General features: G+C 55.6%; 20 protein-coding genes and 1 tRNA gene. 5 read left to right on the top strand and 16 right to left on the bottom strand.

All coding sequences use genetic code 11. The annotated features are described in order from the left end of the window. Positions 1–112: 112 nt before the first annotated feature. The 6 genes from SV7mr_RS18895 to SV7mr_RS18870 form a co-directional block, all read right to left on the bottom strand. On the bottom strand, positions 113–2,299 hold the full coding sequence (locus SV7mr_RS18895; protein WP_145275649.1) for a methyl-accepting chemotaxis protein: 2,187 nt from the start codon (positions 2,297–2,299) through the stop codon (positions 113–115). A gap of 84 nt (positions 2,300–2,383) precedes the next feature. Then, positions 2,384–2,869: a chemotaxis protein CheW gene (locus tag SV7mr_RS18890; protein WP_145275647.1), complete on the bottom strand. Its 486-nt coding sequence runs from the start codon at positions 2,867–2,869 to the stop codon at positions 2,384–2,386. Between the two features lie 120 nt (positions 2,870–2,989). Beyond that, positions 2,990–5,530 (bottom strand): chemotaxis protein CheA, encoded by a 2,541-nt coding sequence (locus SV7mr_RS18885; RefSeq protein ID WP_145275645.1) that lies wholly within the window; start codon positions 5,528–5,530, stop codon positions 2,990–2,992. Positions 5,531–5,632: 102 nt separating this feature from the next. After that, the gene (locus tag SV7mr_RS18880; protein ID WP_145275643.1) at positions 5,633–5,998 is read right to left on the bottom strand and encodes a response regulator; all 366 of its coding nucleotides are present in this window, start codon (positions 5,996–5,998) and stop codon (positions 5,633–5,635) included. Positions 5,999–6,160: 162 nt separating this feature from the next. Next, on the bottom strand, positions 6,161–6,367 hold the full coding sequence (locus SV7mr_RS18875) for a hypothetical protein (protein WP_145275640.1): 207 nt from the start codon (positions 6,365–6,367) through the stop codon (positions 6,161–6,163). 119 nt (positions 6,368–6,486) lie between these two features. Then, on the bottom strand, positions 6,487–6,765 hold the full coding sequence (locus SV7mr_RS18870) for an STAS domain-containing protein (RefSeq protein WP_145275638.1): 279 nt from the start codon (positions 6,763–6,765) through the stop codon (positions 6,487–6,489). A gap of 507 nt (positions 6,766–7,272) precedes the next feature. Here SV7mr_RS18870 and SV7mr_RS18865 point away from each other — a divergent pair. Continuing rightward, complete coding sequence (locus SV7mr_RS18865; RefSeq protein WP_419187606.1) at positions 7,273–9,486, top strand: 3-keto-alpha-glucoside-1,2-lyase-like domain-containing protein; 2,214 nt, start codon at positions 7,273–7,275, stop codon at positions 9,484–9,486. A 57-nt stretch (positions 9,487–9,543) separates the two neighbouring features. Here the strand turns inward: SV7mr_RS18865 and SV7mr_RS18860 are convergent, their stop codons facing one another. Continuing rightward, on the bottom strand, positions 9,544–10,539 hold the full coding sequence (locus SV7mr_RS18860; protein WP_145278654.1) for a transglutaminase-like domain-containing protein: 996 nt from the start codon (positions 10,537–10,539) through the stop codon (positions 9,544–9,546). 262 nt (positions 10,540–10,801) lie between these two features. Between SV7mr_RS18860 and SV7mr_RS25600 the strand changes: the two genes are divergently transcribed. Beyond that, complete coding sequence (locus SV7mr_RS25600; RefSeq protein WP_419187605.1) at positions 10,802–10,945, top strand: hypothetical protein; 144 nt, start codon at positions 10,802–10,804, stop codon at positions 10,943–10,945. A gap of 39 nt (positions 10,946–10,984) precedes the next feature. Here SV7mr_RS25600 and SV7mr_RS18855 read toward each other — a convergent pair whose 3' ends face one another. Further along, a complete protein-coding gene (locus SV7mr_RS18855) occupies positions 10,985–11,329 on the bottom strand; it encodes a hypothetical protein (protein WP_419187604.1) in 345 nt (114 codons plus the stop codon). Between the two features lie 367 nt (positions 11,330–11,696). Here SV7mr_RS18855 and SV7mr_RS18850 point away from each other — a divergent pair, with 367 nt between their 5' ends. Beyond that, entirely contained in the window at positions 11,697–12,956 is a 1,260-nt protein-coding gene (locus SV7mr_RS18850; RefSeq protein WP_145275634.1) for a hypothetical protein, read from the top strand. Positions 12,957–12,992: 36 nt separating this feature from the next. Then, positions 12,993–13,880: an aminotransferase class IV gene (locus SV7mr_RS18845; RefSeq protein WP_419187603.1), complete on the top strand. Its 888-nt coding sequence runs from the start codon at positions 12,993–12,995 to the stop codon at positions 13,878–13,880. 29 nt (positions 13,881–13,909) lie between these two features. Here SV7mr_RS18845 and SV7mr_RS18840 read toward each other — a convergent pair whose 3' ends face one another. The 8 genes from SV7mr_RS18840 to SV7mr_RS18805 all read right to left on the bottom strand — a co-directional run bounded on the left by SV7mr_RS18840 (position 13,910) and on the right by SV7mr_RS18805 (position 25,068). Continuing rightward, the gene (locus SV7mr_RS18840) at positions 13,910–16,729 is read right to left on the bottom strand and encodes a c-type cytochrome domain-containing protein (RefSeq protein WP_419187602.1); all 2,820 of its coding nucleotides are present in this window, start codon (positions 16,727–16,729) and stop codon (positions 13,910–13,912) included. 214 nt (positions 16,730–16,943) lie between these two features. Then, the gene (locus SV7mr_RS18835; RefSeq protein WP_419187601.1) at positions 16,944–18,665 is read right to left on the bottom strand and encodes an alkaline phosphatase; all 1,722 of its coding nucleotides are present in this window, start codon (positions 18,663–18,665) and stop codon (positions 16,944–16,946) included. A gap of 217 nt (positions 18,666–18,882) precedes the next feature. Beyond that, positions 18,883–19,836 carry a RadC family protein gene (gene radC / locus SV7mr_RS18830; protein WP_145275630.1) on the bottom strand — a complete coding sequence of 318 codons (954 nt, stop codon included), beginning with the start codon at positions 19,834–19,836 and terminating at the stop codon, positions 18,883–18,885. Between the two features lie 126 nt (positions 19,837–19,962). Further along, entirely contained in the window at positions 19,963–20,562 is a 600-nt protein-coding gene (gene pncA / locus SV7mr_RS18825) for a bifunctional nicotinamidase/pyrazinamidase (protein WP_145275628.1), read from the bottom strand. 59 nt (positions 20,563–20,621) lie between these two features. Beyond that, complete coding sequence (locus tag SV7mr_RS18820; protein WP_145275626.1) at positions 20,622–21,326, bottom strand: NUDIX hydrolase; 705 nt, start codon at positions 21,324–21,326, stop codon at positions 20,622–20,624. A gap of 86 nt (positions 21,327–21,412) precedes the next feature. After that, positions 21,413–22,885: a nicotinate phosphoribosyltransferase gene (locus SV7mr_RS18815; protein ID WP_145275624.1), complete on the bottom strand. Its 1,473-nt coding sequence runs from the start codon at positions 22,883–22,885 to the stop codon at positions 21,413–21,415. A gap of 175 nt (positions 22,886–23,060) precedes the next feature. Continuing rightward, on the bottom strand, positions 23,061–23,540 hold the full coding sequence (locus SV7mr_RS18810; protein WP_145275622.1) for an FKBP-type peptidyl-prolyl cis-trans isomerase: 480 nt from the start codon (positions 23,538–23,540) through the stop codon (positions 23,061–23,063). 1,444 nt (positions 23,541–24,984) lie between these two features. Further along, positions 24,985–25,068: transfer RNA gene (locus SV7mr_RS18805), tRNA-Leu, on the bottom strand. Positions 25,069–25,374: 306 nt separating this feature from the next. Between SV7mr_RS18805 and SV7mr_RS25595 the strand changes: the two genes are divergently transcribed. Beyond that, positions 25,375–25,524, top strand: coding sequence for a hypothetical protein (locus SV7mr_RS25595; protein ID WP_419187600.1), 150 nt, complete (start codon positions 25,375–25,377; stop codon positions 25,522–25,524). Positions 25,525–25,553 lie beyond the last annotated feature (29 nt).

Below are 25,553 nucleotides of genomic sequence, written 5' to 3'. Positions count from 1 at the left end.
CCACTCAGGCACTTCTTCACACCGTGTCGATTTAGCGACTGCTAAATCGACCTGTAGATCACGGTGCTGAGTGTTGCAGGCGGAGCCGATGCCATCCTTGGCGGCGTCTCGCTTAAAACTCTTGGAAGCTATTGGCTGCCATCGTGGCCGGTGCACTGATCGGTGCGATGGGAGCTCCAGCAGGGGCAGGTGCTTGGTGAGTCGCAGGGCCTGCCAAGTGGGGTTCACCATCGTCCAGTCGGAATCGAGCAACGACACCGTTGAGCTGTTCGGCATGTGACAGCAGAGAGGCTGCGGTCGCCGACATTTCTTCAGTCTGTGTCGCATTAGACTGTGTGACACGGTCCATTTCGGCAACCGCTCGATTCACCTGCTCGATTCCAGTCAGCTGCTCGCTGGATGCGGCAGCGATCTCGGTGATGATTTCGGTGACCTGTTTGACGGAGGTCACGATTTCATCCAGAGTGGATCCGGAGTCGTTGACGAGGCCGGTTCCGTTTTCAACCTTTTCGCTAGAGTCTTCGATCAAGGACTTGATTTCCTTGGCAGCCGTCGCACTTCGTTGTGCGAGGTTGCGAACTTCGGCAGCGACCACAGCAAAGCCGCGTCCCTGTTCACCCGCTCGAGCTGCTTCCACAGCGGCGTTCAAGGCCAGCAAGTTCGTTTGGAACGCGATCTCGTCGATGGCGGTGATGATGTCCGCAATCTTCTTCGATGATGAATTGATCGCCGACATCGCTTCGACCGCTTCACTGACAACGTTACCGCCGCGTTGAGCAACGTCACGTGAGCCCGTGGCCAGGTCGCTGGCTTGTTGTGCGTTGTCGGTGTTTTGCTTCACCGTCGATGTGATCTCTTCCAAGCTGGACGCAGTCTCTTCCAGGCTGCTGGCTTGCTCTTGAGCTCCCGTGGAGATCTCTTGGCTAGCGCTGGCCATCTCTTGCGCGGCATTGGCAACGGTGCTAGAGACTTCGCGGACCTGTTTCAGAGAATTACGGACCGAATCGATCGCCTTCTCCAGGGCTTTTCCGACTTGGCCAACCGCATCTTCGCCCAGGTCTGGGACGATCTGGTTGAAGTCACCTGCAGCCACAGCGTTGACCACGGTGAGAACAACATCGACCTTCTCTTGCGTTTCCTGAGCGCGGGCTCGTTCTTGTTCCGCTTTCTCTTCGATCTCCCGTTCCATCGCCAAACGCTTGGTGATCACTTCCCAGCTGACCATGGCACCCATGTAGTCCTTGTTTTGATCGAACACTGCGTTGACTTGCAGGTCCAGCGTTTCATCGCCCAGCTTGATCTCTGTCGAAATCGGTAGGTTGGATGGGTCCTTCAGCATGTTGCGTTGGTGCGAAGGATTCTTGTGGAAGATGTCAATGCACTGGCCGATCAATTCGTCAGCGCGAATCGGCAGCAAGTCCTCGATCGCTTTGAGCGTTCGGATCGATGCTGGGTTGGCGTAACGGATGATGAGGTCCGTGTCGGCAAACATGATGTTGATGGGGGCTTGTTCCATCATGGAACTCACGCGAGCCATCTCTTTTTCGGCTTTCAATTGCGCCGTGATGATGTCCCAGGTGACCATCGCACCAAGGAAGTTCTTGTCCTGATCAAAGACCGGACTGACCAACAGATCCAAGGATTCGGGGCCAACTTTGATCACTGCCTGGATTGGCAGTTTGCTCGGATCGGCAAGAATACGACGCTGGTGTGAAGGATCTTTATGGAAGATGTCGATGCTTTGACCGACAATGTCATCAACCTTGATCGGTAGAAACTCTTCAATGGTTCGCAGCGTCTTTTCTGACTCTGGGTTCAGGTATCGGATGATGAAATCGGTGTCGGCAAACATGATGTTTGACGGCGCCTGTTCCATCATCGAATGCACCCGTACCATCTCGATGGCTGCGAGTTTCGATTCGGTGATGTCGGTGGCGTATTTGACAACTTTGACCGGTTTGCCTGCGGGGCCAATGATGGGATTGTACGAGGCTCGCAGCCACAGCACATTGCCGTCTGTGTCAAAACGCTCGAACTCTCCTGCATGATCGTGCCCGTTGCGGAGGTCTTTCCAGAACTTTTTGTAGTCGCTGCTTTCGGCGTACTTTGGGGCCACGAACATGCGGTGGTGTTGGCCAACGATTTCGTCCAGTGAATAGCCTACGGTGTCCGTGAAGTTTTGGTTGGCATCCAGGATGTTACCATCGAGGTCAAATTCGATGACAGCTTGCGTGCGGCCGATCGCGTCGAGCTGTGCCTGAGTGTCGTCGAAAGAGTTGCTGGTGGTTTCCGTAGTCATTGGTTAGCCCCTATTGAGTGAAATTGGACGATCGCCGTGGGAGTCGTGTCAGGTAATGGTGAAGTGGAAAGCTGAATTCGAGGGTTATGTTGCGGTTTGAAGGTCGTGTTCGTCAAAACTGACTAACTTTTCCATGTCTAAGAGCGTGATCAAACGTTCACCGTTCTTAGCGATGCCGCTTAAGTAGTAGGCATCGCAACCGACTCCTAATTTGTCAGCGGGTTCAATGTTGCTGCCTTCGATGTTGAGAACATCGCTGACAGCGTCGACAACCAGTCCCGTGATCTTGTCCCCAATGGTGACAACAATGATGACGGTGAATCGATTGTAGGGTGTTTCAGGCATGCTGAACTTGGAACGCAAGTCAATGATCGGCACGACGGCGCCGCGCAGATTCATCACGCCTTTGATGTGTTCGGGCATGTTGGGGATGGGCGTGATGTGGGAAATGCCTTTGATTTCCTGGACACGCAAAATCTCGATCCCAAACTCTTCTTCTTTTAGTGTGAACGTTAGGTACTGACTGGCATCGGGAGTCAGGCTGCCTTCGTCATTCATCTCAAGTGTCATTGTTGCCTCCTAATCAATCGGTGGTTTAGGCCATTCGAGTTGCGGGTCGTTGTTTCACTGGTGGCCGTGTTCACTGGTGGCCGTGTTCACTGGTGGCCGTGTTCACTGGTGGCCGTGTGCTCAGGCCCACGTGTGCTGTGGCGTGGACCGTTCCGGGTTGTTGGTCGTTGATTCGTCTGGTTCGGTTGACGTTGCCAGGGATTCATCAGGGTTGGCTGGGTGGTCAACGGCCTGCGTTTCAGTGATCTCGGACAGCTGCTCGGCTTCCTCGCTGGGCATCGGGAGTGCTGGTTTCAAGGCGGTCAGTCCGGCAATGTCAAGGATCAATGCGATGCGGCCGTCGCCCAGAATGGTCGCGCCGGCAACTCCCACGACTTTCTGGAAGTTCGCCTCCAGGTTCTTCGTGACGACCTGTTGTTGTCCCAGCAGGTCGTCTACCAGGAGTGCAAACTTGCCTTCGTGGTCGTCAACCAACACTAACAATCCGTCCGTTGGATCGCTGACGGCACCGTCAATGCCAAACAGGCGATGCAGGCGAACCAAGGGCACCACTTCGCCACGAACTTGAACCACTTCAACCTTGCCAGCGAGTCGTTTGACGTCGGAGGGGCCGGGGCGGAATGATTCGATCACGGAAAGTAGTGGGATGATGTAAACATCCTGATTCAAGCGTACGGTAAGGCCGTCCATAATTGCCAGAGTTAGCGGCAAACGGACAGTGATCGTGGAGCCTTTGCCAGGTTCTGAATGAACTCCGACACTGCCTTTGAGTTCGGCGATGTTTCGACGCACCACATCCATGCCAACGCCGCGTCCAGAAACGTCGCTGATCTTTTCAGCAGTGGATAGACCCGGGTGAAAGATCAGATCACAGATCTCTTGGTGTGACAACTCATCACCTTCGCTGATCACTCCCTGCGAAAGAGCCTTCTTGCGAATCGCTTCAACGTTCAGGCCTTTCCCGTCGTCTGTCAGACGGATGTAGATGTTGCCACCTTGGTGATACGCATGAACCGTTACGGTTCCCTCGGCCGGTTTGCCAGCGGCGATTCGTTCCTCGGGGCTCTCAATGCCATGGTCCACCGAATTGCGAATCATATGGATCAGTGGGTCGCCGATACTGTCGACCACCGTTTTGTCCAATTCGGTTTCTTCACCGATGGATTCAAAGTTGATTTTCTTGCCAAGCTTGTTGGACAGATCACGCACGATGCGAGTCATCTTCTGGAAGGTCGCGGCGATGGGAACCATTCGCAGCGAGAGACTCATCTCCTGCAGATCCCGGACGATCTTACCCAGCTGATTCATACTGGTGGTGGTCTCCGCCGCAGCGACTTTGCACCAATCCTGTTCCACCATCGAAGCACCAATGACCAGTTCACCGATCTGGTTGATCAGCTTGTCAAGGCGATCGCGGTCGACGCGAATGGTTTCCCGGCTGCGGCCTCCCAGAGCGGCTTCGTTTTTCGCCGCCGCCGGTTTTGCTTTCGCCGCCGGCTTTGCTGGAGTGGCCTGTGCTGGAGTGGCAGCCTCGCTGGCAGTGGTTGGCTGACTCGCCGATGGCTCTGCTGCGTTGGCGGTCGACTCAGCGAGAGGACTTGGCGCTGTCGTTGCTGGTTCCGGCTTGTCACTTGCCGTTGTCAGATCGGCGGAAAGTTGCTCCAGTTGTTCATTGATGTCTTCGGCGATGGTCTCGGTTGAGGGCTCGGTTTCGGACGCTGTCGTGGTTGGTTCTGGAGTGGTTTGAGCGACGGCGTCCCGGGTTGGATCGCCGACCGATTCGCTCTCTGTCAGCGTGCTTTGGCCCAGCGGGGTGATGGTGAGTTGGCTGTCATCGTCCAGGAACATGAACACATCCTGAATCGTCTCCTGGTCAGCATTGGTCTGCAGGATCACGGTCCAGGCTAGATGGCAGGACTCTGGCTCTAGCTTGTCAAACGGCGGCAGTTCGTCCTGATGCAGTTCAACGGATTCGAATCGCCCCAGTTCAGCGAGTTCGCGTAGCAACAGCAACGCGTCTTGCCCAAACTGAAAGTAGTCGGTTGCTGGGCGCAAGAAGATTTTCCAGCGTTTGGCATCGTCTTGGCTTTCGCTTTGCGGTGGTTGTTCGTTGGCTGCGGTTTCAACGGGTTGTCCGCCGGTTGGGTCTGCCCCGGATTCGCTTGCTTGTTCCATGGACTTGCTATTCGTTTCGGAGGCGGCAGGTGGGGTTGGAGATTCGTTGGTCTCGCAGTCAGCTGCTTCTGACTGCACGGCAGCCGGTTCTGGAGCATCGCCATCGGCATTGATCGCATGCAGTCGCTGAACCACTTGGTCAATGTTTTCTGGAATGTCTGATCCATCTTGAGCCGCGGCGACGAGACCGGTCAGCACGTCAAGGGATTCAAAGAGAGCGCCGACAAGGTCGCTGTTAACCGCCAAATTTCCTTGGCGCAGATGGTCGAGCAGGTTTTCCAAGACATGCGTGAAGTTGCCAATGTCGTGGAAGCCAAATGTACCGCTGGCTCCCTTGATGCTGTGTGCTGCGCGAAAGATCTCATTGAGCAGTTCTTCGTCGTCGGCCTCAGATTCGATTCGCAGCAGCGAAGCCTCCATGGTCTCTAAATGGTCATGCGCTTCATCAAAGAAAGCTGCATGAAACGCTGAGAGGTCGATCTGCATTTCCTACTCCAAAAGTTCTACTGCATCAATCAGGCGTTGCCAGACGGACAAGGTCAGAGGGGTTGGGCTCGATGGTGTTCGTATGGCTTACGCTGCCGGTGACTAGCGGACGACTTTGTTGACCACTTGGATCAGTTGCGTGGGGTTAAATGGCTTGACAATCCAGCCGGTCGCACCTGCTGTTTTGCCCTCTTGCTTTCTTGATGCTTGTGACTCGGTCGTGAGCATCAGGATTGGGACTGCCTTAAATGATGGGTCTTGACGGAGATTGCGAATCAGGGTCAGACCGTCCATCACAGGCATGTTCAAGTCCGTGACAACAAGATCAAACTTCTTGCCTTTCGAATTGTCTAAGCCCTCTTGTCCGTTACTGCCTTCGGTAATGTCGAACCCCGCCTGGCCAAGCGTGAAGGAAACCATTTGACGCATGGAGGTGGAATCGTCGACGACTAATGCTGACTTTGACATTGGGCATACCTGGATGAAAACGTGAGGACGAAGGGTGTGACTGCTTGGATGAACGTGTGAATCAAAATCTGTCTGCCATCAAGCGGCCGGTCGAATGGTTGGAGGAATTCGTGATCGGTTCGCCAGAGGAAACGGTGTGGCTGGGGTTGATAAATGAGTTTGTTATTCCGCTGTGGACCTGGGGGCGGTCGGTTTCTCCGTTGAACGTCCGTACTCCTGCTCGTTGAACACTGCTCTGCGAGTCCCGAAGCGGTGCAGTGCGGGTGGTTCGATGAAGCTGATTTGTTCCTGAACCCAATGCCCCCAGCGAATGATTGGCTCCATGATCCAAGTTCGATTGGCTGCTGATGATTGATTGTCGTTTAACATGCGTGGGGCTCCGTCAAGAGAGTTAAATTGAGTTGCAGTCGGGCGTTCGGGCCTCCGGCACCATTGGGTTGCGAGGGATTGGTTTGTATCAGGGACGGAAGTGGTTTTGTCTGTGTGGTTTAGCCAATTAGGTGGTCGGCGCCAGATTGCCCAAGGCAAGCGATCAATTCATCGGACAGATTCGCTAGGCTGAGTGTTGTTTCTTGCTTGGTCTTGGCATGTGCAGCGGCAAGCAGCAATTGCAACACCGAGGCGTCAATGAACTGCAAGTCACTGCAGTCCAGTGCGACATCATCGGAGTCCTCAATCGCTTGCTGTAGCAACTGCTGTGTCTCATTGATGCTGGCTAAGTCGCGGCCGCCAGTCAGACAGAGCGTTGCTGAGGTTTCAATGGCCATGGCAATGGTTGCGCTCTTGTTTTTGAGTGTTGTGGTCTTGAGGGGTGGGCGTCATGACAGGCCTTGGAAAACACACTTTCTGGGTTGCCCGTTGACTTCCTCATCTACCGACGTCGCTAAACGGTAGATCGCAAAATGATCGGTAGACGTGGTGTCGCGGAAAACGGACACGCGATCGGAGAGATTTTGCTGCCTCGGTCAGGCCTTGCAGGCAGTGAGTGACAACGAAAGAGTCGCCGCAAAGAAGATCGTGCTGGCTGTCGTGCAGCCCACGCGGTGGATAGTTATACTGTGGTCCCAACAACAAGCTGCGGTTGCGAAACGCATGAATCGAATGCTTGGCTGCCTCGGTCACTGTGTGCGATTGCAATGCACAGCACCATGGTCCCTAGGATCGTCCCGCTTGTTGCTCGTCCCGTTTTTCCGACGCTGTTCTGATTGCCCTCACCCCTGCACCGATTCAACCTGACGATGCCGATCAAGAAACTTTTTTTGTGCCTGTGCCTGGTGTCTGCTAGCCTTCAAGTGGCCACCGCACAGGAAACCCCGCCTGCTCAACAGTTAACAGAGCAGTCAGCTGACAAGCCAACGGAGCAGGCGATTGATCAGCGATTTCTTGATCCCACGTTCTGGAGCTGTATTGATGGCCGCCCGGTGCTGGATAACTGGCAATTTGCTGACGGTGAGGTGCGTTTGTTCAAGCCGCGCGGTGGAGGCGGTAGCATTGTCTCAGAACCCTTGCCAGCGAACTTTGACCTGACCTGGGAATGGAAGATCGAAAAACGGACCAACAGCGGTTTGAAGTATCGCGTGGGACGTTTTGGTAAAGCGATGTTCAACAACGGTTACCTGGGCGTTGAATATCAAATCATTGATGATGCACCAGACAGTCAAGGCAAGGGAAGCACGGCATCCATTTACGATTTGGTGCCCCCTGCAGTGGAAAAGAAACTGAATCCTCTGGGGCAATGGAATCAAGCTCGAGTGATCGCCCGTGGCAACCACTTGCAGCACTTTGTCAATGGTGAACTTGTCACCACATCGGCCACGATTGGTCCCGGTTGGGAAAAGTCGATCGCCCTGAGCAAGTTTTACGGAGCCAAGCATTTCGGCACCCCAAAGGGTGGCGACCGAATCATGTTGACCGATCATGGTGGCAAAGTCAGCTATCGAGGTTTTCGGTTTGTTGGTGTGGGCCCTGCGGACGATGCGGCACTGGCTGACGGTTTATCCTCTGGCCCATTTCTTGGAAACGGGATGCGAAATAGTTGGGCGGACCAGTCGTCAATCGTTGTCTGGACGCGTACAACGAAGACTGCGGGCATGTTGACCGCCGGAAAAGAGTTCGTTTCGCTTTCCAGTCGTGAAGCAGCCGCGCTGTCTAAACAGTCCGATCCTGAAAAGCTCTTGAGTCGTCAGCTTCCAGAGGGCGCTGATCTAGAGCAAATGATCGGTGCCTGCCCCGGTGCCGCCGGTCGTGTTCGTCTGACGTATTTTCCCGCGAAGTCACGAAACCAAGCGAAGTCCACCGACTGGGTTGAAACAAACGCCGAGCAGGATTTTACCGCACAGTGGAAATTGCAAGGCTTGCGACCGGGCGTCCAGTATGCCTTGGTCGCTGAAGTGCAGTCGCTTGACGCGGACCGGCCGAGCGCGATCCTGCGTGGTGGCTTTGAAACGGCTCCCGCGCCGTCAGCCGAACGTGACGTGGCCTTCTGCGTGACCACCTGCCATGACTTCATCCGTCGTGATGATGGCATGAAAGGCCATCAGATCTATCCGGCGATGTCCAAGCTGCGACCTAATTTTGTCGTTCATGCCGGCGACATTGAATACTATGACAAACCTGATCCCTGGGCAGTCACAAAGGACCTGATGCGATTCAAGTGGCAGCGGATCTTTGCCTTGCCTAACAATCGTGACTTCTATAGCAAGACCACGTCGTACTTTATCAAGGACGATCACGACACGTTAAAGAATGACTGTTGGGTGGGGCAGACCTACGGCAGTGTCAGTTTCGAGGAAGGTGTGAAGTTGTTCAACGAAGAGCAGTTTCCCTCACGTGCGCCTCGTTATCAGACCGTTCACTGGGGCAAGGATCTGCAGATTTGGATTTTGGAAGGTCGCGATTATCGCAGCCCCAACGACATGCCCGACGGACCCGAGAAATCAATCTTGGGTGCGGAACAAAAGCAGTGGCTCTTCGAAACGCTGCAGCAGTCAAAGGCCAAATTCAAGTTGGTCTTCAGCCCAACGCCGATCGTTGGTCCCGATCGCGCGAATAAACGCGATAACCATGCCAACGAAATCTTTGCGGTCGAAGGCCAAGAGATCCGCGAGTTCCTTGGCACACTGGAGAACGTGATTGTCTTGTGTGGTGATCGCCACTGGCAGTATGCCTCTCATAATGCCCAACTCGATCTGTGGGAGTTTGGTTGTGGCCCTGGAAGCGAAAAGCATCAACTCGGCTGGAAACCCGGTGACCAACGGCCCGTGCATCGCTTTTTGCGAGTCAAGGGTGGCTTTCTGTCAGGCGAATTGCGTTACCCCAAGGGAACAGGGCAGCCGGTGCTAAAGCTACAGCATCGAACGGTGCAAGGGGATTCCGTCAGCGAGTTCGAATTCGGTCGGAAAGAACAGCCCCAGCCATCGCTGCCGACTGATTCGCAGCCGCCAGCAGCACAAGTGGACGGGCCGCAGCCAACGGCCAGCGACAAGTAAGTCGCTGCCAGTGGCCAGGGCATTTGCGACGTGGATCTGACGGGCAAGCGCGTTGGATCACAGCTCAAAGGCTTCGCGAACAAAGTTCGGCCGCGGCGCACCATTGCCGCGGCGATCGCAGCGGAAGTATTCGGCGACATATCGAACGGTTTCACGTTTCTTTTCTGGCACGCGGAACCGGTCGCCTTTCTGGAGCACTGGTCGGGCTTCATCCATGCGGCCAAATTGACGTGTGCCGGCAACTTGGCAAGGGTACCAATAACCTTTCTTGTCTGGTGTTTCCAGATAGAACTCTGGGTAGGAGTGGTCGGGGATCCAGACGACGCGGGCGGGGATGCCTAAGTTTCTGCAGATGGCAACGAACAAGCTGGTCATCTCTTCGCAATCACCGAATCCATCCAGCAACGCCTTGGAGGCTTTCTTGATGTCACCCTCAACGTACTGCACTTTGTCACGCACATAGTCGTAGACCTGTTCCACGCGTTGCCAGGCGTTATCGACCGGTTCCTTTTCCAGTTCCACAGCCACGTTGCGAATGATGCGGCTGGTGGTATCGATCTCTGGGCTGACGCCCATGTAAAGCCTGAGTTCTCGCGAGATTGATTTGGGGATGATCAGTGCGGAGGTGTCTTCCGGTGGTTGAATTCGATCGCGTTCAATGTCGAATTCAAACAACGCACTGACCTTGGCTCCGGCGTTGATGCGTGGCATTTGGAGCACAACTTGCTGTGTGCCGCCACCAAGGTCACGCACTTGCCAGCGAGTCACTTCCGGATCCACTTCCTGGTTGCGAATGGTGATCTTTTGCTCAGGCCAATTGGAGGGCACGGGAAAGGTTGCCAGGCCGTTGGTGCAGGCCACGGGCGTGGTCAGAATCAATCCGATGCGCCAATGCGAAAGCGGTTGTTCGATGTATTGGGGGCTCTCTGGGCTGCCGTCACCGTTGTCGCCTTGAACAGGTTTGTCACCGGCACTGCTAACCGTAGCAGGCAGCAGGGCTGAGGCCGCGCAAAGGCTGCCAGCGGCGCTCATCCAGTTCCGTCGATTAAGCATGAGGTTGTGTTGACGCATGATGCTCCCGAGCAGTCTGGAGGGAAACGGAAATTTGCCACAGAACGCAGTTTCTGGGACGCCCAGGACCAACCCAATGGCACAGATCAAAGTCGCTGGTCTGTGCCCAGCATAGTCACAAGACTTGGCCTGCCCCAGGCATCAAATCTGGCGGGTTTCCAGGATGAAATAGAAATGACGCGAAACGCCACAGGCAATTCCCCCCGAAATAGCCTGCTTGCGAATGGCGTTTCGCGTCATTGAAATGACAATCTGTTTCGATGATGTGATCGGGCCTGCGACCGGTGACGCCTGTCTGCAGGGGGCACTGCACGTTAGCTGTGCAGAAGCACCTGCGGCGGATCACCCGGCCGTCATGTCACCCTCGCTGGCAGTGATCACTGTCTGATTGGGATCACTGTCTGTTGGAGATCACCGAGGGTCAGGGTCACTGACTCGGCGCGACAGCGCCAGGAGGCAGTTCTTCGGAATGGATGATCGTTGCACCATCTTTGTCCCAGCCATATCGGTTGGCCGCATGCGGTGTCATCGCGGGGCCGAAATTGTCACTTGCGCTGGGCATGCCACCACCGGCTGGATTACAGCCACAGCTTTGCGTTGTGGTGTAGGCCTGGGCCATGGGTTGGTTGCATGGCGCGGCAATTGCAGTGGGGTGATTGCAGGAACCACAGCGGGCACCGCGACCAAAGAAGAAGTTGCGAAAAGGTGCACAGCCAGAGCTGACTGTTAGCAACGTTGCGGCCGTAAGAACCGCTAGTAGGCGAATATTCATCGATCTTGTCACGAATTGCATAAGGAGCCGAATCGTGGATCTTTATCGCAGATCCGTACAAACCTAAGACGTAACCAATGATGTGCAAACGCAACATGTCTTTTTTTTGAAACATTTTGTTGCGTTGCGTCAACAATTGGTCATATTTGATTGATAAGAACGCCATACCCAAGCGATGTGGGAAGCATGCTGTTGCGACAGACGGAAAGCAACAAAGCTGGACCACGGCGGTGTTTGGGTGATGCGAAAGACCTGGCGTTCTGGGGCTAGCTCAATCAAGTGTTAGCAGTCGATGTCTGTTCACGGACGCGAACAGAGGGGGCACTTTGGATTCCGACTACATTCGCATTTCATTGACAATAGAACATTGATTCGACTTTTTCGTTACCAACTTGGCATTGGCGTGCTTGCTGTTTGGCAAGCTTGCTCTGTCCTGCTCGTCGCGTGTTTCCTCTGGTGTGGTTCCGCGGGCGCTCAATCAAAATTGCTTCGCAAGACGGCTGTGCTGCAACAGTCGGCAGCTCTCACAATTGCTGCCAGTCCGGAGCCCTTTTCCAGCGTCACTCCAAAAGCTCAAGACGCTAAACGATCCGCTGATCCTGGACTCGATCAGCTTGAGCTCAAGAATCTGCCAGAGCCTCGGCCCGCTTTGCCGGCGGATCCGGTTCAACTCACCGGTGAATTAGTGCCCACGCCCGTTCGGTCAAACGAACTGGTTGGCCGCTGTGGCAATGAAGATCGAGTGTTCATGATCTCAACGCGTCACTTGCCTTACTATGCGTGTCATGTTCCCGAGGAAGAGGCCGAGTTCCGCTATTACCAAGTCAACGGGTACCGCTGCCAGAAACTTGCAGAAGAAGATTACTTTGCGTCGCTGATGCCCAATCAACCGATTGTGTTTTACGTGCATGGTAACCGCATGGCGCAGAAAGATCTGTTGGGGCGTGCGACGGCTGTCAGAAATTACATTCGCCGCTATCACGCTGATTTTCCGGTCAACTGGGTGATCGTCAGTTGGCCAAGCGCCAAAGAGGGACTGGTCATCCGCGACTTCCGCGAAAAAGGGCGGCGTTGCGATGCACAAGGTTTCTACTTGGCGACCTTGATGCAGAAGCATTCCACAAAGGTGCCCATGGCGATGGTGGGTTACAGTTTTGGTGCCCGCGTGATTACCGGTGCTCTCCATGCGTTGGCCGGTGGAAGCTTGGCTGGACGTAAGCTGCACTATGAGCCACTGCTTGGTCGCGAGATTGATGTGGCCCTGGTAGCCCCTGCGGTTCAGTCGAATTGGTTGGCCACTGGTGGCTATCATCAATTGGCAACCAAGAACATGAACTCACTCAACTTATTGTTCAATCATCGCGATGCGGTATTGAAGCGATACTGGTTGCTGAACAACAATCGGCGTACCCAAGCGCTGGGCCACTGTGGTCCAACCTGTTTTGCACCGCGTCTTGATGGGTCTTCGTTGCCGGTGATCGCCAAGGACTATGCGCGAGCGATTAATATTCGCCACGCGGAATTGGAATACTATCGCAAGTGCGGCAACGCTGGCTATCAAATCTCGAAGATGGTCAATGGGTTGAACGCAGCGGCCGAGATGGTGTCGGTTTCAAAGCAAGACTGATCGCTTCATGGGAGCGTGGTTAAGGACGGTATCGCGTTGTCTGCATTGGCATTCTTGAACGGAGATTGGATTCCCGACGATCAACTGGCGTTGCCGCTGTCTGATCCTGCGTTCACCCATGGTGTTTGCGCAGTGGAGCGGATGCGAGTCTATCATGGCCAGCTCTGGCAACCGGAGTTGCACTTGCAGCGTTGGCAACGGACCATCGATGCGTTAAAGATCAGCGGGCTGCCCTCCGCGGCCGGATTGCAGCAGCTGATTTCTGAGTTGATGGATCGCAATGAGTCTTGGATCGCCAATCAAGCGAGCTTTGGGGTCGTGCTCTTGGCTTCGCCCGGCAGTTTGATGACTGGCAGTTTGATGACTGGCGCTGACACGCAGACGGCGCCCCAGCCAACCTTGATTCTGCATCTGTATTGCATCGATCAGGGGGCCATGCAGCAGCGAATCGAGCACGGCATGCCGTTGGTGATCACGGATGTGCAGCAACCTCCCTCAGCCAGCTGGGATCGTCGACTCAAAGTCCGTTCTCGGCTGCACTATTACTTGGCCGATCAGCAAGCACATCAGGTTCATCCACTGGCCAGCGGTGTGCTGGTTGATCACGATGGCACGGTGACTGAAACCGCAATCGCCAATGTCTTGTTGGTCCAACAAGGAAGCGTTTTCTCTCCCCAGCCGGATCAGATCTTGCCAGGCGTTTCCTTGCAAGTGGTGCAGAGGCTCTGCGCTGAGTTGCAGTTGCCGTTTCTAACTCGGCGATTGAACACCCAGCGACTGCGCGAAGCCGATGAAGTCATCTTGACGGGGACCAGTTGTGGGGTTTGGTTCGCCAGTCAAGTGGATGATCGGATGATGCCATCTCCAAGGCCCGTGTACACGCAACTGCGTCAGGCATGGGATCGGATCACCAGTGCGTCGTGAAAGAATCGCCAGCGGTTTGACGCGTTTGGCTACGGCAGCACTTCAACGGTGACAGGATGCGTTGCCAAGCCACCGTCGACAGCGGCCGTCAGGAAGAACGCACGTTTGCCCGGCGTGGCCGTTGGATCTGCCGTCAAGAAGAACTCTCGCTCGGAAGCGTTGGCAACGATCAGCAGTCCATTGAGACCGATATTGTCGACATACACACCATGGCTGGGGTTGCGACCTGAGAACTCCTTGCCAAACGAGACCTGGCCGTTGAACCCTTCGGCACGTTGAATCACGACTCGTGCCGAAACGGTCTGACCTCGGGGGATTTGAATCAACAGGTCACGAGCCACGTTCTGATCCGCCGGATCGCTGGTGCGTGCGATCGTCGCGGAAACTTTGGGTGCATTGGCAGAGACCACAAGCTTGCCCAGGTCGCCGACGGATTTTTCGATGCGTTGGCCGTTGATCATCGCCCACGCGGTGACTTTGGCCGTCGCTGCTGCCTCGGTAGATAGCAGTTTGGCGTCCGCCTCGGGTGTGGCCCAGACAACTGCCTGAGCAGATTGCTGGCCGGATTCAATGGTGACCGGAAAGTTACTAATCAGTCCATCGGGCAGCGCATCGATCTCAAATGTGACGGGGCCATCAAAGCCATCGAAGCGATCCACGCTGACGCCGATCTCGCGACCCGTGCCCGGAAAGAGTTCCTTGCTAAGCGCGCTGACTTTCGGATTGAACTTGGGTTCGGCGGGACGAACTCTCAGTTGATAGCCGTATTTCTCGCCGCCTTCCCCACGCGTGTCACGCACGGCGATGCGATACGGTCCATCGCTAGGTGCCGTGAACAGTAAACGCGAATTGGTGCCCGCCATTCGCATCGGATCGTCATCGTTTTGATAGGGCACGTCAAAGGTTGGCAAGCCATTGGCCATGGGCTCGCTACCCGGAGCCATCGGCTGAACGATGTAGGCCGGTTCGCCCAACGCGTGTGTGGCGCCGCTGGTGCCAAAGTACGTCCAGCGTTTGCCACGCCCTGGGTACACGTTGAACCCTGAATCCGGGCCACGCGGATGGAGTTTTAGTCGCGTCACTTCCCCGGCAGAATACAGGTACTGATTGAGCTGAAGTTCCTGCCAGTTGAATAAACGAAAGTCGTCCGTTTGATCGCTGTTCTTGCCACGGAAGGTAAAGTAAGAATCGCGAATCGCCTGCAAGCGAACTTGGATCACCGGTTTGCCGGCAACGTCCGTGATGGTCACGATCGGATCAAGTTTACTGCCGGAGGCTTTATCGACATCGATTGCCCAGACTTCGCCTTGATGGCAGTCCCATTGATACCAATCGACTTCACCCCTGTCACTCAGTTGACCATTGACGAGGCTATGGCCGGGCAACGGGATCGATCCGCGTGCCGATTCCACGGGTTGTTTGGTCGCGGCCTGGCGAGCTTCGGCTTCCGACATGGACAGTGGCTCACTGGAAGGCAGATAGACTTTGGCGATTTGCTGTTTAGGCTTGTCATCGGGCCCTGCGCTGGCGGTGGGCAAGGTGATCGTTGCCAGTTGGCCGTTCATGAGGGCTGCCGACGCCGTGCCGCCATCAGGACGAATCATGACACTGGTGGCACTATCAGGCAAGCGATCGAGCGAGGCGACCGGTTGCCAGTCGACGGTGCTCAGGACTTTGGCATTGCCAGATTCAAAGACCGCCAGCAGTTGCCTGCCATCGGGCGTGAAGTCCATCGCCACGGCCGGAGATTCATCAACAAAGCGAGCCGCAACGAGCGGATTGATGGCGGGGGTTGTTTTCGATTTGAGTTGCCAAATGCGAATCCGATTGTCAGCACTGCCCGCCAAGATGTGTGCGCCATCCTTGGTGACTTTGGTGACCAGTACTTCGCCTTCGGGTTGGCTGAGCGTGTCCAGACGCTGCATGGTTTGCGGGTTCCAGACCTTGACGGTCTCATCGGCGCTGGCACTGATCAGTACCGCGCCATCGGGCGAATACTCCAGGTCATAGATCGCTCCATTGTGCCCCTTCAGTTCGCCGAGTTGCTTGCCGCTGGCAACATCCCAAAGCCGAATCACAGCATCGTATCCGGCTGCCGCAACGGTGTTGCCATCGGGTGAAAAGACCGCGTCATAAAGTGTGTCACCACCGACGGTGAATTCTTGGACCAGCTGGCCAGATTTCCAGTCGTAGATCGCCGCGCGCCCGTAGACTCCCGTCAGGCCCGAACCCATGAGCAAGGTTTTTGAGTCCGGAGAAAACTGCAGTGAGTTGATCTTGCCTTTGTCGTCCGCATTCAAACGGATGGAAGACTCAACGTCTCCCTGCATCACGTGAACGGTTGCAAAGCGAGCCACAGCGACCAAGTCGCCGCCAGTGGAAAGGGTTGCCGCAGTGATGGGTTGTGCGACCTGTTGATTGGCCTTGATGATCGGCGTGCGCAGGCTGCGCTTAATCGGCATCGGTCCACTGGGGCCCTTGGCACCCTGTTCGATCCAGGTTGCCATGAGTTTCAGTTCTTCGTCGCTTAGTCCCTCCGCATCCTCTGGCGGCATGACCGGATCCATCTTGCCGCTGACCATCAGGAACATTCGGCTGCTGTTGGGTTCGCCGGCGGTCAATGCCACGCCTTTTTCGCCTCCACGCATCATGGCCGCAAAGTCGTCCATCACCAATTCACCGTCTGCCTCATCGCTGTTATGGCAGCCGAGGCAATGGGTTTCCAGAATCGGATAGATGTCTTTTGCGTAGTCGACCTCTGGTTCGGCGGACGCCAACTGGCATACCGGAAAAAGAGCGGCCAAGAAGACGAATAACTGGCACAGACGGGGCGATTGCAAAGGCATCATCGGAGCACTGCAAGAAAAAGCAGGAGGGCGGAGGGAGGGCACACAAGCGGCTCCATTGTAGCCGCTTTCCATCAGCCGGGCGAATCGATGCAGAAGTCAAAACGGCTGATGTCTCATTCGCCGCTGGCTGTTGGGGCCGGTTTTTTGATTCACGACGTGGCCGTCGATGAACCGTGGCGAACGCCAAAACGGTGGATGAATCACCTGGCGGGGCTTATTTGCCGGCGTTGGCGATCGCTTCGGGTTTGTCGATGACCAGGTAGTGTCCGTGGTCAGCGGTAATGATGATGGCCGTGTGATCCCAGGTCTCGTTTTCGTCTGCCCACTGGACGACTTTCTTGAAGGCCTTCTCGCCCTCGAAGACGGCACCGATACTGTTGTCAAGGTTGTTGGCATGGTTGGCCCAGTCGACATCGCCCGGTTCGATCAGCAGCCAGAACCCGTCGACCGATTGTTCCAGCACCGTCAATGCCGCTTCGGTCATCTCGGCGAGCGAGGGGTTTTCATCAATGTCTGCCTGCGTCACGGTTTCCGCTTTGCGTTGATCATCGGCAGGATTGAAATTGCCGTCGGCTGTTGAATACGGCAAGTGCCCCGCAGCGTTCCCGAACAGTCCCAGCAGACGATCACCGTTATCGGCAGCCTGTTGAGCGGCTTTCAGCAAGCTGCGACTGCCATCGACACCGGCTTGTCGCTGGACGACGCGATACCGACCACCGTTTTGCAAGTCGACTTGTTCCACGTCCGCTTGGTGAATGTACTTGTTGCCGTTGGCAAAGTTCTGGCCCTGCTGAGCGTCGGTTTTGGTTTCGTCACCCCATCCAGCGCCCAGCAGCACGTCAACACCGGAGAGCGGATGCTCGCGATGGGCGCTCGAGGGAAGTCCCAACAGGTCACGGGCGATGTCTTGATAGTCTTTTCGGGCAACATTATTGGCGTAGGCCGCCGCTGGAGTGGCATGACTGACTGGCACGCTGGTGACCAGTCCGACCATGAAGTCTTGCTCGGACTGAAGCTCACGAGCAAGCGGAGTGACTTGTTCGCCATCAACGGTGTAGTTGATCGATCCGTTGTAGGTTTTGATCCCACTGAACATGGATGTCGCCGAGGATGCCGAATCGGTCACGGCGTGTGGACGTAAGCGATCACGGCCTTCGATGTATTGGTCACCGACTCGTTCCGACCAAGCCCACCGGCCACCGAGACGCGGGTCGTAGCCGAAGTAATGGGATTGCTTGACACTGAGCACACGCTGCGCATCGACATCCGTTTTCGCGCCACTGGCTGCCGCACTGGTGACGATGGAGCTGAAATCCGTCACCACGTGAAAGTCATCTTGAAAGGCAAGTCCACTCCCGCGACCACTTTGATAAACATCGGCGCCATTGCGATACAAGGCTGCCGCACGTGTGGTTTGCCAGTCCATGCCATCAAACACAATCATGACAATGTTGTTATAGCCTTGCTCGACGGCGTGTTTTTGCAGGCGGTAAAGATCCGTCTGGTCATAATAGGTTGCCTGCAGATTCAGGCTTTCATTGCTCGAGGGGTGTTGAGCTAATTCGGACAATCGCTTGGGGTCGGCATACACACTGCCTTGTTCACGCAAGGAGGAAAGCGTGATCCCGAAGGTGTAAATTGGGACCAGGCGATTGGTGTGGTTGGTCCAATTGCTATAGCCCTCAGGCAGGTCGCCCCAGTGTCCATACGCACGCACGTTGTTACTGGCTTCATCTTGTTGCAGGTCACGCATGGCGTCGTCGCGATGCCCCGGCTCGGCATCCGTTGTCACCGTGGATGTGGCTTTGTCCGTAGGCGGTTGTGCGACAGAAACCGGTTGCGGGCCCAGTGCTGTGATTGCAAGGGTGACCATTGCAATCAACGCAGCCATAAACAGTGACCGGACATTCAGCGAACGCAAGCGAAACAGAGGCATTTCGGGACTTCGAGACAATGAAGACAGAGGACTGGTTTTAACAAGTCAACGACTCCCTTCGTCAACAAGTTCGCATGATACTCCCTGGCAGCCGGTTTTGCGAAGGTGTTCGAGGCGAGAAATCTTGCCGTAGTGAGCCTTGGGAACGAATTCTCAGTGCAACGCAAGTTCAGCTTCTCAGTGCAACGCAAGTTCAGCTTATCAGTGCAACGCAAGTTCAGCTCAGCTCACGGATGCTGACGCAGGCCTGCGAGGCGACGACGATATGGTCCAAGACCGTAATCCCGATCAACTTTCCAGCTTCGGTCAGCCTGTCAGTGACCTGGAAATCTTCGCGACTGGGAGTCGGGTCGCCCGAGGGATGGTTGTGCACCAAAATCACCGCGGCCGCCGAATCGCGGATCGCCGGCCGAAAGACTTCACGCGGGTGCACCAAACTGGCGTCCAAGGTCCCTCGTGTGATGAGGTGTGTATTGATGGGAAGGTGTTTGGTGCTCAGCGTGACAATATGAAACTCCTCTTGAACCGCACTGCGCGCCAGCCCGCCAAAAGCGGTCTGACAGAATTCCACGGCCGCTGAAGTGCTGGTGATTGGCGTCTGTTCACAACGCTGCTTGATCTCGTGGTCCGCCACCCGGCGGCCAAGTTCGATGCCTGCCATAATCGCTGCGTAACTGGTCACCGTGACGGCGGGACTGATGTCTCGTAATTCTTGTTTGCAGCTCCGTCGCAGGTCAGACAGCTTTTGTTCGAAGCTTCGGGCCAGTCGCTGACCCGCCTGAATGGCCGATTCGCCTTTGACGCCGACTCGGATCAGAATGGCCAGCAAATCAGCATCGCTTAGCTGCTCTGCTCCGGTGGCCAGCAGCTTTTCACGAGGACGTTCCTGTTCCGGTTGAGCTAAAACTTGGTTGCCTTCCACTTTGCGCTCAATCCAGTGCGAAGGGTCCACTCGCACTTGAGCGTTTCGCCACGTAAATGTTTCGTCACTCTTTGTCCCGTAGCGGTCCAGGATTCCCTCACGCACCAAGTCGTCTAGCACCACGCTGACGAATTGGGGCGAAAGCTCAGGACATTGGGCTTTGGCTTGTGTTTTGGAGAACGCGCCGACTGCGGACAGGCGTCCCATCAGTTTGCGTAACTTTTCTTTGCGAGTCTCGGATCGGCCCATCGCAACTGTCTGCCAAGGAAAACGAGTGTCTTGCTAGTCTCGCCTGCATTGTAGCAATTGTGGACGGAGTGGTGTCTGCTGAAGGTGGGGTTTTTGGTTGGCGGAAAAAGCCCCGCCTGGACGCGATTAGGACAGGATCCTGACGCCCGCTGAGCGCATGTCTTCGATGGCCTGCTGCACGTCATGCGGCTGCAAATTGACGCCTCGGCAGCCCGCCAGGATCAGTTGGGTGTTTAGTCCCAGTCGCACTGCGTCTAACGCCGTGAATTTCACGCAGTAGTCCGTTGCCAGTCCCATTACGGACACCTGATCGACCTGATGCTGTTGCAGCAGTTCGCCCAGGCCGGTTGCCTGACGCCTGCCGTTGTCAAAAAAGCCACTGTAGCTGTCGATGGTTCTGTCTGTCCCTTTTTGGACAATGTGTTGAATGCGTTGCTGCTCAAGCGAGTGGTGCAGTTGTGCGCCGGGCGTCTGTTGAATGCAGTGATCCGGCCACAAAACTTGCGGCAACCCATCGAGCTGGATCAAGTCGCCAACAGCCTGGCCGGCATGTTGACTTGCAAAACTCAAGTGGTCCGAGGGATGCCAGTCCTGCGTCGCAATGACCAGGTCGAACTGAGGCATCAAGTTGTTCGCAATGCCAACGACTTCGTCGCCCTGGGGAACAGCCAGGCTGCCGCCGGGCATGAAGTCGTACTGCAGGTCGACAAGGATCAAAGTGTTCATGGGAAGGTTGCAGGCTGTTAAAAAAGGTCTGAAAGCACCGACAACGGTGTGTGATCCGATTAGAGCTCAAAGTGGAATCCCGCTTTCTGAAGTCGCTGGTATTTGGTTCGATCAAATCGGTACAACTTTGCGGCTCGATGAGCAACGCCGGTTTGTTTGCGCTGTGTATCGATCAGCAATTCCATCGCCAGCAACTTTTTGCGAAAGTTTCGTTTGTCGAGTGACTGGTTGAGGATCACTTCATAAAGCTGTTGCAATTGCGTTAGTGTGAATTCTCGTGGCAGTAGTTCAAAGCCGATGGGCCGCTGGCGAACCGCTTGCTGAAGTCGCTGCCATGCGGAAGTCAGAATCAGTTGGTGATCAAAGGCCAGTTTCGGCGTCTGGTCAGCATCAAACCAATCTGCGTCCCGAGCATCGGTCGCAGCAAGCACCTTGTGGTCAAACAAATTCACAAGCGCAAAGTGGGCGACCGAGACCACATGTTCACGTGGATCTCGCTGCGGATCGCCAAAGGTGTGGAATTGTTCTAGGTAAACCTTTGACAGGCCGGTCTCTTCACGCAATTCCCGAGCCGCCGCTTGGTCGAGTGACTCATTGATGCGAACAAAGCCGCCGGGCAGCGCCCAGGCGTTCTTAAAAGGTGGCAGGTCTCGCTGGATCAACAGTACCTGCAACTTTCGAGTTGCCGCATCGGAAGCGCCAATCCCGAAGACAACACAGTCGACGGTCAGCGCAGGCCGTGGATACTGATAGCTGGTGTTCACTGTTTCCCATTCGATTGTTGGGCGGCCTGCTGAGGCAAATTCCTGCTTGCGACTGCGGCATTGGAAATGCCCGTCGGTGGCACGGGTTACCGTGCCTGCAGGATCAAGTTTGTTTTCAACTCGTTCAGTTTGGTTTCCAGTCCGACCGGATACTGGTGCGGGTAGGTGTGCCGGCGGATACCGCTGTGAAACTGTTGTAACTGTTGCTCGCGTCGAGTTCGAATCTTCGCCAGGGAAATGCGTTCGCAGACCCGTGTTCCGTTTCGGAACACGGGGGTGAGTAAGTCCTCGTGCTTCTGATCGCTGGCAAAGGTTTTGCGCCGAGTCGGGTCCAGGGGATCGATCATGACACAATCGTCCGATGCGCCATCCAACTCGTTAAAGATCATGTCGGCTTGTGCCCCTTGATCATCGAAGTAACGGCGGACTTGCAAAATGCCGGGCGTGGAGGTCTTAATCGCCTGTTCAGAGAGCTTAGTTTTCGGTTGCCACTGACCACCGGTCGGTTTGATGGCGCTCAACTTGTAAACGCCACCGAGTGCCGGTTGGTCAAACGCGGTCGAGAGTTTGGTGCCGACGCCCCAGACCGAGATCTGAGCGCCCTGCTCTTTCAAGCTGCGAATGATCTGTTCATCAAGATCATTACTGGCCACGATTGCAGCGTCGTGAAAACCTGCTTCATCGAGTAACTTGCGGGCCTCGATGCTTAGGTAGGCCAAGTCGCCAGAGTCCAGCCGGATGCCGACCATCTGGTGTCCCCTTTCTTTCAAGCGCTGGCCGACGTCTATCGCGTGGCGAACACCTTGCAATGTGTCGTAGGTGTCCACCAAGAACACGCAGTTGTTGGGCATTGCGTCGGCATAGGTCTCAAAGGCTTCTCGCTCATTGTCAAAACACATCACCCAGCTGTGGGCGTGTGTGCCTTTGACCGGGATGCCAAACAGTTTGCCAGCCAAGACATTGGATGTTGCGGCGCAGCCACCAATGAACGCCGCTCGGCTCGCCGAGAGCGCCCCGTCGATTCCTTGAGCGCGTCGCAAGCCAAATTCAAGCACCGGGTCGTCACCGCAGACGCTGGTGATGCGACTGGCCTTTGTTGCGACCAAGGTCTGAAAGTTGATGATGTTTAGCAGTGCCGTCTCCAAGAGCTGGCACTGGATCAACGGTCCCCGGACACGCAGCAGCGGCTGGTGTGGAAACACGACCGTGCCTTCGGGGATCGCGTCCAAATCACACTGCAGTTGAAGCTCTTTTAAATGGGTCAGGAATCCGGGTTCAAAGAGCGGCTTGTCGTCGTTGCCTCGTAATTCACTCAGATAGGCAACGTCTGCGGCGTCAAATTGATAGTCATTGAAGTAGTCGATGACCTGATCCAATCCGGCGCTGATCGCATAACCACCGCCAAATGGATTGCTGCGAAAGAACAGGTGAAAAACGGCTTCGCTCTCCGCTCCGCCGGTCTTCCAATAAGCATGTGCCATGGTCAGTTGGTAGAGATCCGTTAACAGCCCCAGCGGGGTGCCATAAATCTGACGAAGGACGCTGTGGGAATCGAGCATCGCAGCACCATGGTTGAAGGTGAATGATAGTGTCGTTTGTACACTAAGAGGCTGCGGCGCGTCAAGAGGTTCGCCAGAGTCGAGAGGATTGCCTTGGCCGCACGCAGCTTGTTCCGCGTTCTCCGCAGTTCGCGGGGCTGGGTTCGCCAAGCGTCATCGGCGCGCTAGCAGCAGATCATCGCGGATGCGGAAAGACGCGAATCAATTCCACCGTGAAATGCAGCGTCGCATCGCGTGGGATCGTTGGCGGTTTGCCTGCGGCGCCGTAGCCCAGTTCGGACGGGATCTCTAGCTCGATCATGCCGCCTTCACCGACATAACGCAGGCCTTCTGTCCAGCCGGCGACGACGTCGTCTAACGAGAAAATGGCCGACGTGCCCTTTTGGTAGGAGCTATCGAACAGCGTTCCGTCATCCAGGCGTCCCTCGTAATCGACCTTCACGTGTTGGCCAGGTTTGGGTTTAACGCCGTCGGATTGCCGCAGGATTCGGTACTTCAGGCCCGAATCGGTGGTGGTGAATTCGGGATCAGCGTCAGCGGCAGGGGCTGGTGGGCCAGGCATCAATTGCGAGCAACCCGTGCAGTATAGCAAGGCTGTGGCAAGGCAACTGAGCGAGAGCAGGTGACGGCGCGAAGCGTTCAGACCAAGGTTCATGGTAGTGAAACGTCTGCGAGTGAAAGTGACTTGAAGGCTCTCCGCGAAACCGATTTTCGGCGGATGCACCTAGTTTAGCGGGCTCATTGGCCAGCACGCTACCGGTGCTACGCAAGAGCCCGGCAATCGTTCGCCGTCGAGGCCAATTTTCCCGGCAACAGATCGACCGGATCGCGTGAGGTCAGAAAAGTCGAAGGAGTCTTTTGATTGGCCAAGTGGATTGAAATGGCTTGACCAACAACCGACCCGCCCGGCGTCTGATGGAAGGCGTGTGGGGTGCTTGCACGTACCAACCAATACGCAGCACCAACGAGTGTTAGATTTCGTTTTTGGGGGGCAGTCGTTCTACCGAATTCGAAGATTTTCAAAGCAGTGGTGCGTGCAAGCACGATACCCTACGATTTTTGGTACGAGGGTTTGGGCGAGAAGCCTTGGAGTTGCTTGCATTCTGATGGGCTTGCCAGGACCCTTTGTAGAACACCTACGGCGTTCGGAGACGATGTGTGGGGCCTGTCCCCAGGGTGCGCTGCGCGACCCTGGGCTATGGGGTAGAACACCTTCGGCGTTCAGGCATTCAAGACTGGGGGCAGCCCCCGGAGGATGATTGTGATTCCCTTCTTCGTGCTCTTCGCGTCCTTCGTGGTTCATTCCCGGTTTCGCCACAATTGCCGGGAGTCGCAAGTTTTTGGTGGAAGACGTTAACGGGGACATCGCCACGCGATCGCGCGATTCTTCGATGTGTGTACCAGTCATTCCACTGCCAAGGGTTCACACGCAATGAGCATGTTCACGATACCCCCTTACGGACACCAGGTAATAGACAGGCTTTGGCAGTTGGCTGTGCACTTATTAAACATGTTCTGCAACCTGTTCATTCACTCGATAGCCGAACATTCACGATGCTCACACCTGCGATGCACCTGACGGATCGTGTGAGGTCAAAAAAGTTGAACGAGCTTTTTGATTGGGGATTGCGGAGCTTTGAGGTGATTCGAATGGCTTGGTCTCGGCCGAGGTGATGGTCGGCGGTTTTGGCTCAAATTGACGTTTGTTGCCATTGACTGCGCAGCAGGGGACTCACCGGTGCTGCCCCGGATAGTACGAAGCGTTGTCGAGAAAGCAAGTTCAGGCTGCGCGGCGAGAGGATCGAAGAGGACCGCCAAGCTGCTCTTCGCTGATGATTTCTTTCGCTGTCTCAGGAGCCTGCTTCATTGGAATGATGTGGCCTGGGATTTTCGGGGCCACCTCACTCAGTCGTCAATCGAGCTGAGACAGCATGTCGCCGGAGAAAGAGGTTGGAGACTTTTTTGACCACACGCGGTGCTCTCACGAGCGATACGAATCCAACCCGTTTGCAATGCTGGCCTCCTTTTGCCACCCTCGCGGTGGGCGCACAAAAAAAGGACCTAGGAAAATGCTTCCTAAGTCCTTGACTCACAAGGAGTACCGAAGGAGGGACTCGAACCCTCACTGGATTGCTCCAACTGGATTTTGAATCCAGCGCGTCTGCCAATTCCGCCACTTCGGCTTTGGGTCTCTAGCAAATCTTTACGACTTGCGGATTGGAGGCGAAGTATCCAATAGGAATCCGGTTTCTGCAAGCGGCGATTGGCTGTTCTGGGCCATCTAAAGCGATTTTTTTGTGGCTTGGTCGGGAATTTCGCTGGGGAATTCGCCCCGTTCAGGCCTCGGCAAGATCACGTGGGCAAACGCTGTGTGGAAAAGGGAGCTGGCAGAATGCGGTGGGCGATGTCGTCTCGGCTCTTCTCTTTGCCTGATCACGCGTTACAGCAGTTCATTTCGCTTCGATCGCTCTGAGCGTTACAGTCGACCGATGGTGACAAGCCTTTCAAAGGGGCTGGTCGGTGCTCGATTGATCAGTGGCGGGTTCATGGGCAGCCCCGATCAGTCGTTCGGGCCAGCCCGTTCAGGCGGTGGCAAAGACGCCCGCGGCTTGGGACTTTCTGCACTCTCGGCAACATAGTCCGTTGACGGCGGGCATTTACCGACGTC

Source organism: Stieleria bergensis, assembly GCA_007745635.1.
Classification (GTDB): Bacteria; Planctomycetota; Planctomycetia; order Pirellulales; family Pirellulaceae; genus Stieleria; species Stieleria bergensis.
The sequence above is the reverse complement of the archived record's forward strand: the minus strand, read 5'-3'. Positions and strand labels throughout refer to the sequence as shown.

Coding starts and splice junctions, on each gene's coding strand:
- SV7mr_RS18895 (WP_145275649.1), bottom strand. CDS start 2,299: ATGACTACGGAAACCACCAGCAACTCTTTCGACGACACTCAGGCACAG.
- SV7mr_RS18890 (WP_145275647.1), bottom strand. CDS start 2,869: ATGACACTTGAGATGAATGACGAAGGCAGCCTGACTCCCGATGCCAGT.
- SV7mr_RS18885 (WP_145275645.1), bottom strand. CDS start 5,530: ATGCAGATCGACCTCTCAGCGTTTCATGCAGCTTTCTTTGATGAAGCG.
- SV7mr_RS18880 (WP_145275643.1), bottom strand. CDS start 5,998: ATGTCAAAGTCAGCATTAGTCGTCGACGATTCCACCTCCATGCGTCAA.
- SV7mr_RS18875 (WP_145275640.1), bottom strand. CDS start 6,367: ATGTTAAACGACAATCAATCATCAGCAGCCAATCGAACTTGGATCATG.
- SV7mr_RS18870 (WP_145275638.1), bottom strand. CDS start 6,765: ATGGCCATTGAAACCTCAGCAACGCTCTGTCTGACTGGCGGCCGCGAC.
- SV7mr_RS18860 (WP_145278654.1), bottom strand. CDS start 10,539: ATGCTTAATCGACGGAACTGGATGAGCGCCGCTGGCAGCCTTTGCGCG.
- SV7mr_RS25600 (WP_419187605.1), top strand. CDS start 10,802: ATGACAATCTGTTTCGATGATGTGATCGGGCCTGCGACCGGTGACGCC.
- SV7mr_RS18855 (WP_419187604.1), bottom strand. CDS start 11,329: ATGAATATTCGCCTACTAGCGGTTCTTACGGCCGCAACGTTGCTAACA.
- SV7mr_RS18840 (WP_419187602.1), bottom strand. CDS start 16,729: ATGATGCCTTTGCAATCGCCCCGTCTGTGCCAGTTATTCGTCTTCTTG.
- SV7mr_RS18835 (WP_419187601.1), bottom strand. CDS start 18,665: ATGCCTCTGTTTCGCTTGCGTTCGCTGAATGTCCGGTCACTGTTTATG.
- radC (WP_145275630.1), bottom strand. CDS start 19,836: ATGGGCCGATCCGAGACTCGCAAAGAAAAGTTACGCAAACTGATGGGA.
- pncA (WP_145275628.1), bottom strand. CDS start 20,562: ATGAACACTTTGATCCTTGTCGACCTGCAGTACGACTTCATGCCCGGC.
- SV7mr_RS18815 (WP_145275624.1), bottom strand. CDS start 22,885: ATGCTCGATTCCCACAGCGTCCTTCGTCAGATTTATGGCACCCCGCTG.
- SV7mr_RS18810 (WP_145275622.1), bottom strand. CDS start 23,540: ATGAACCTTGGTCTGAACGCTTCGCGCCGTCACCTGCTCTCGCTCAGT.
- SV7mr_RS25595 (WP_419187600.1), top strand. CDS start 25,375: ATGGTGACAAGCCTTTCAAAGGGGCTGGTCGGTGCTCGATTGATCAGT.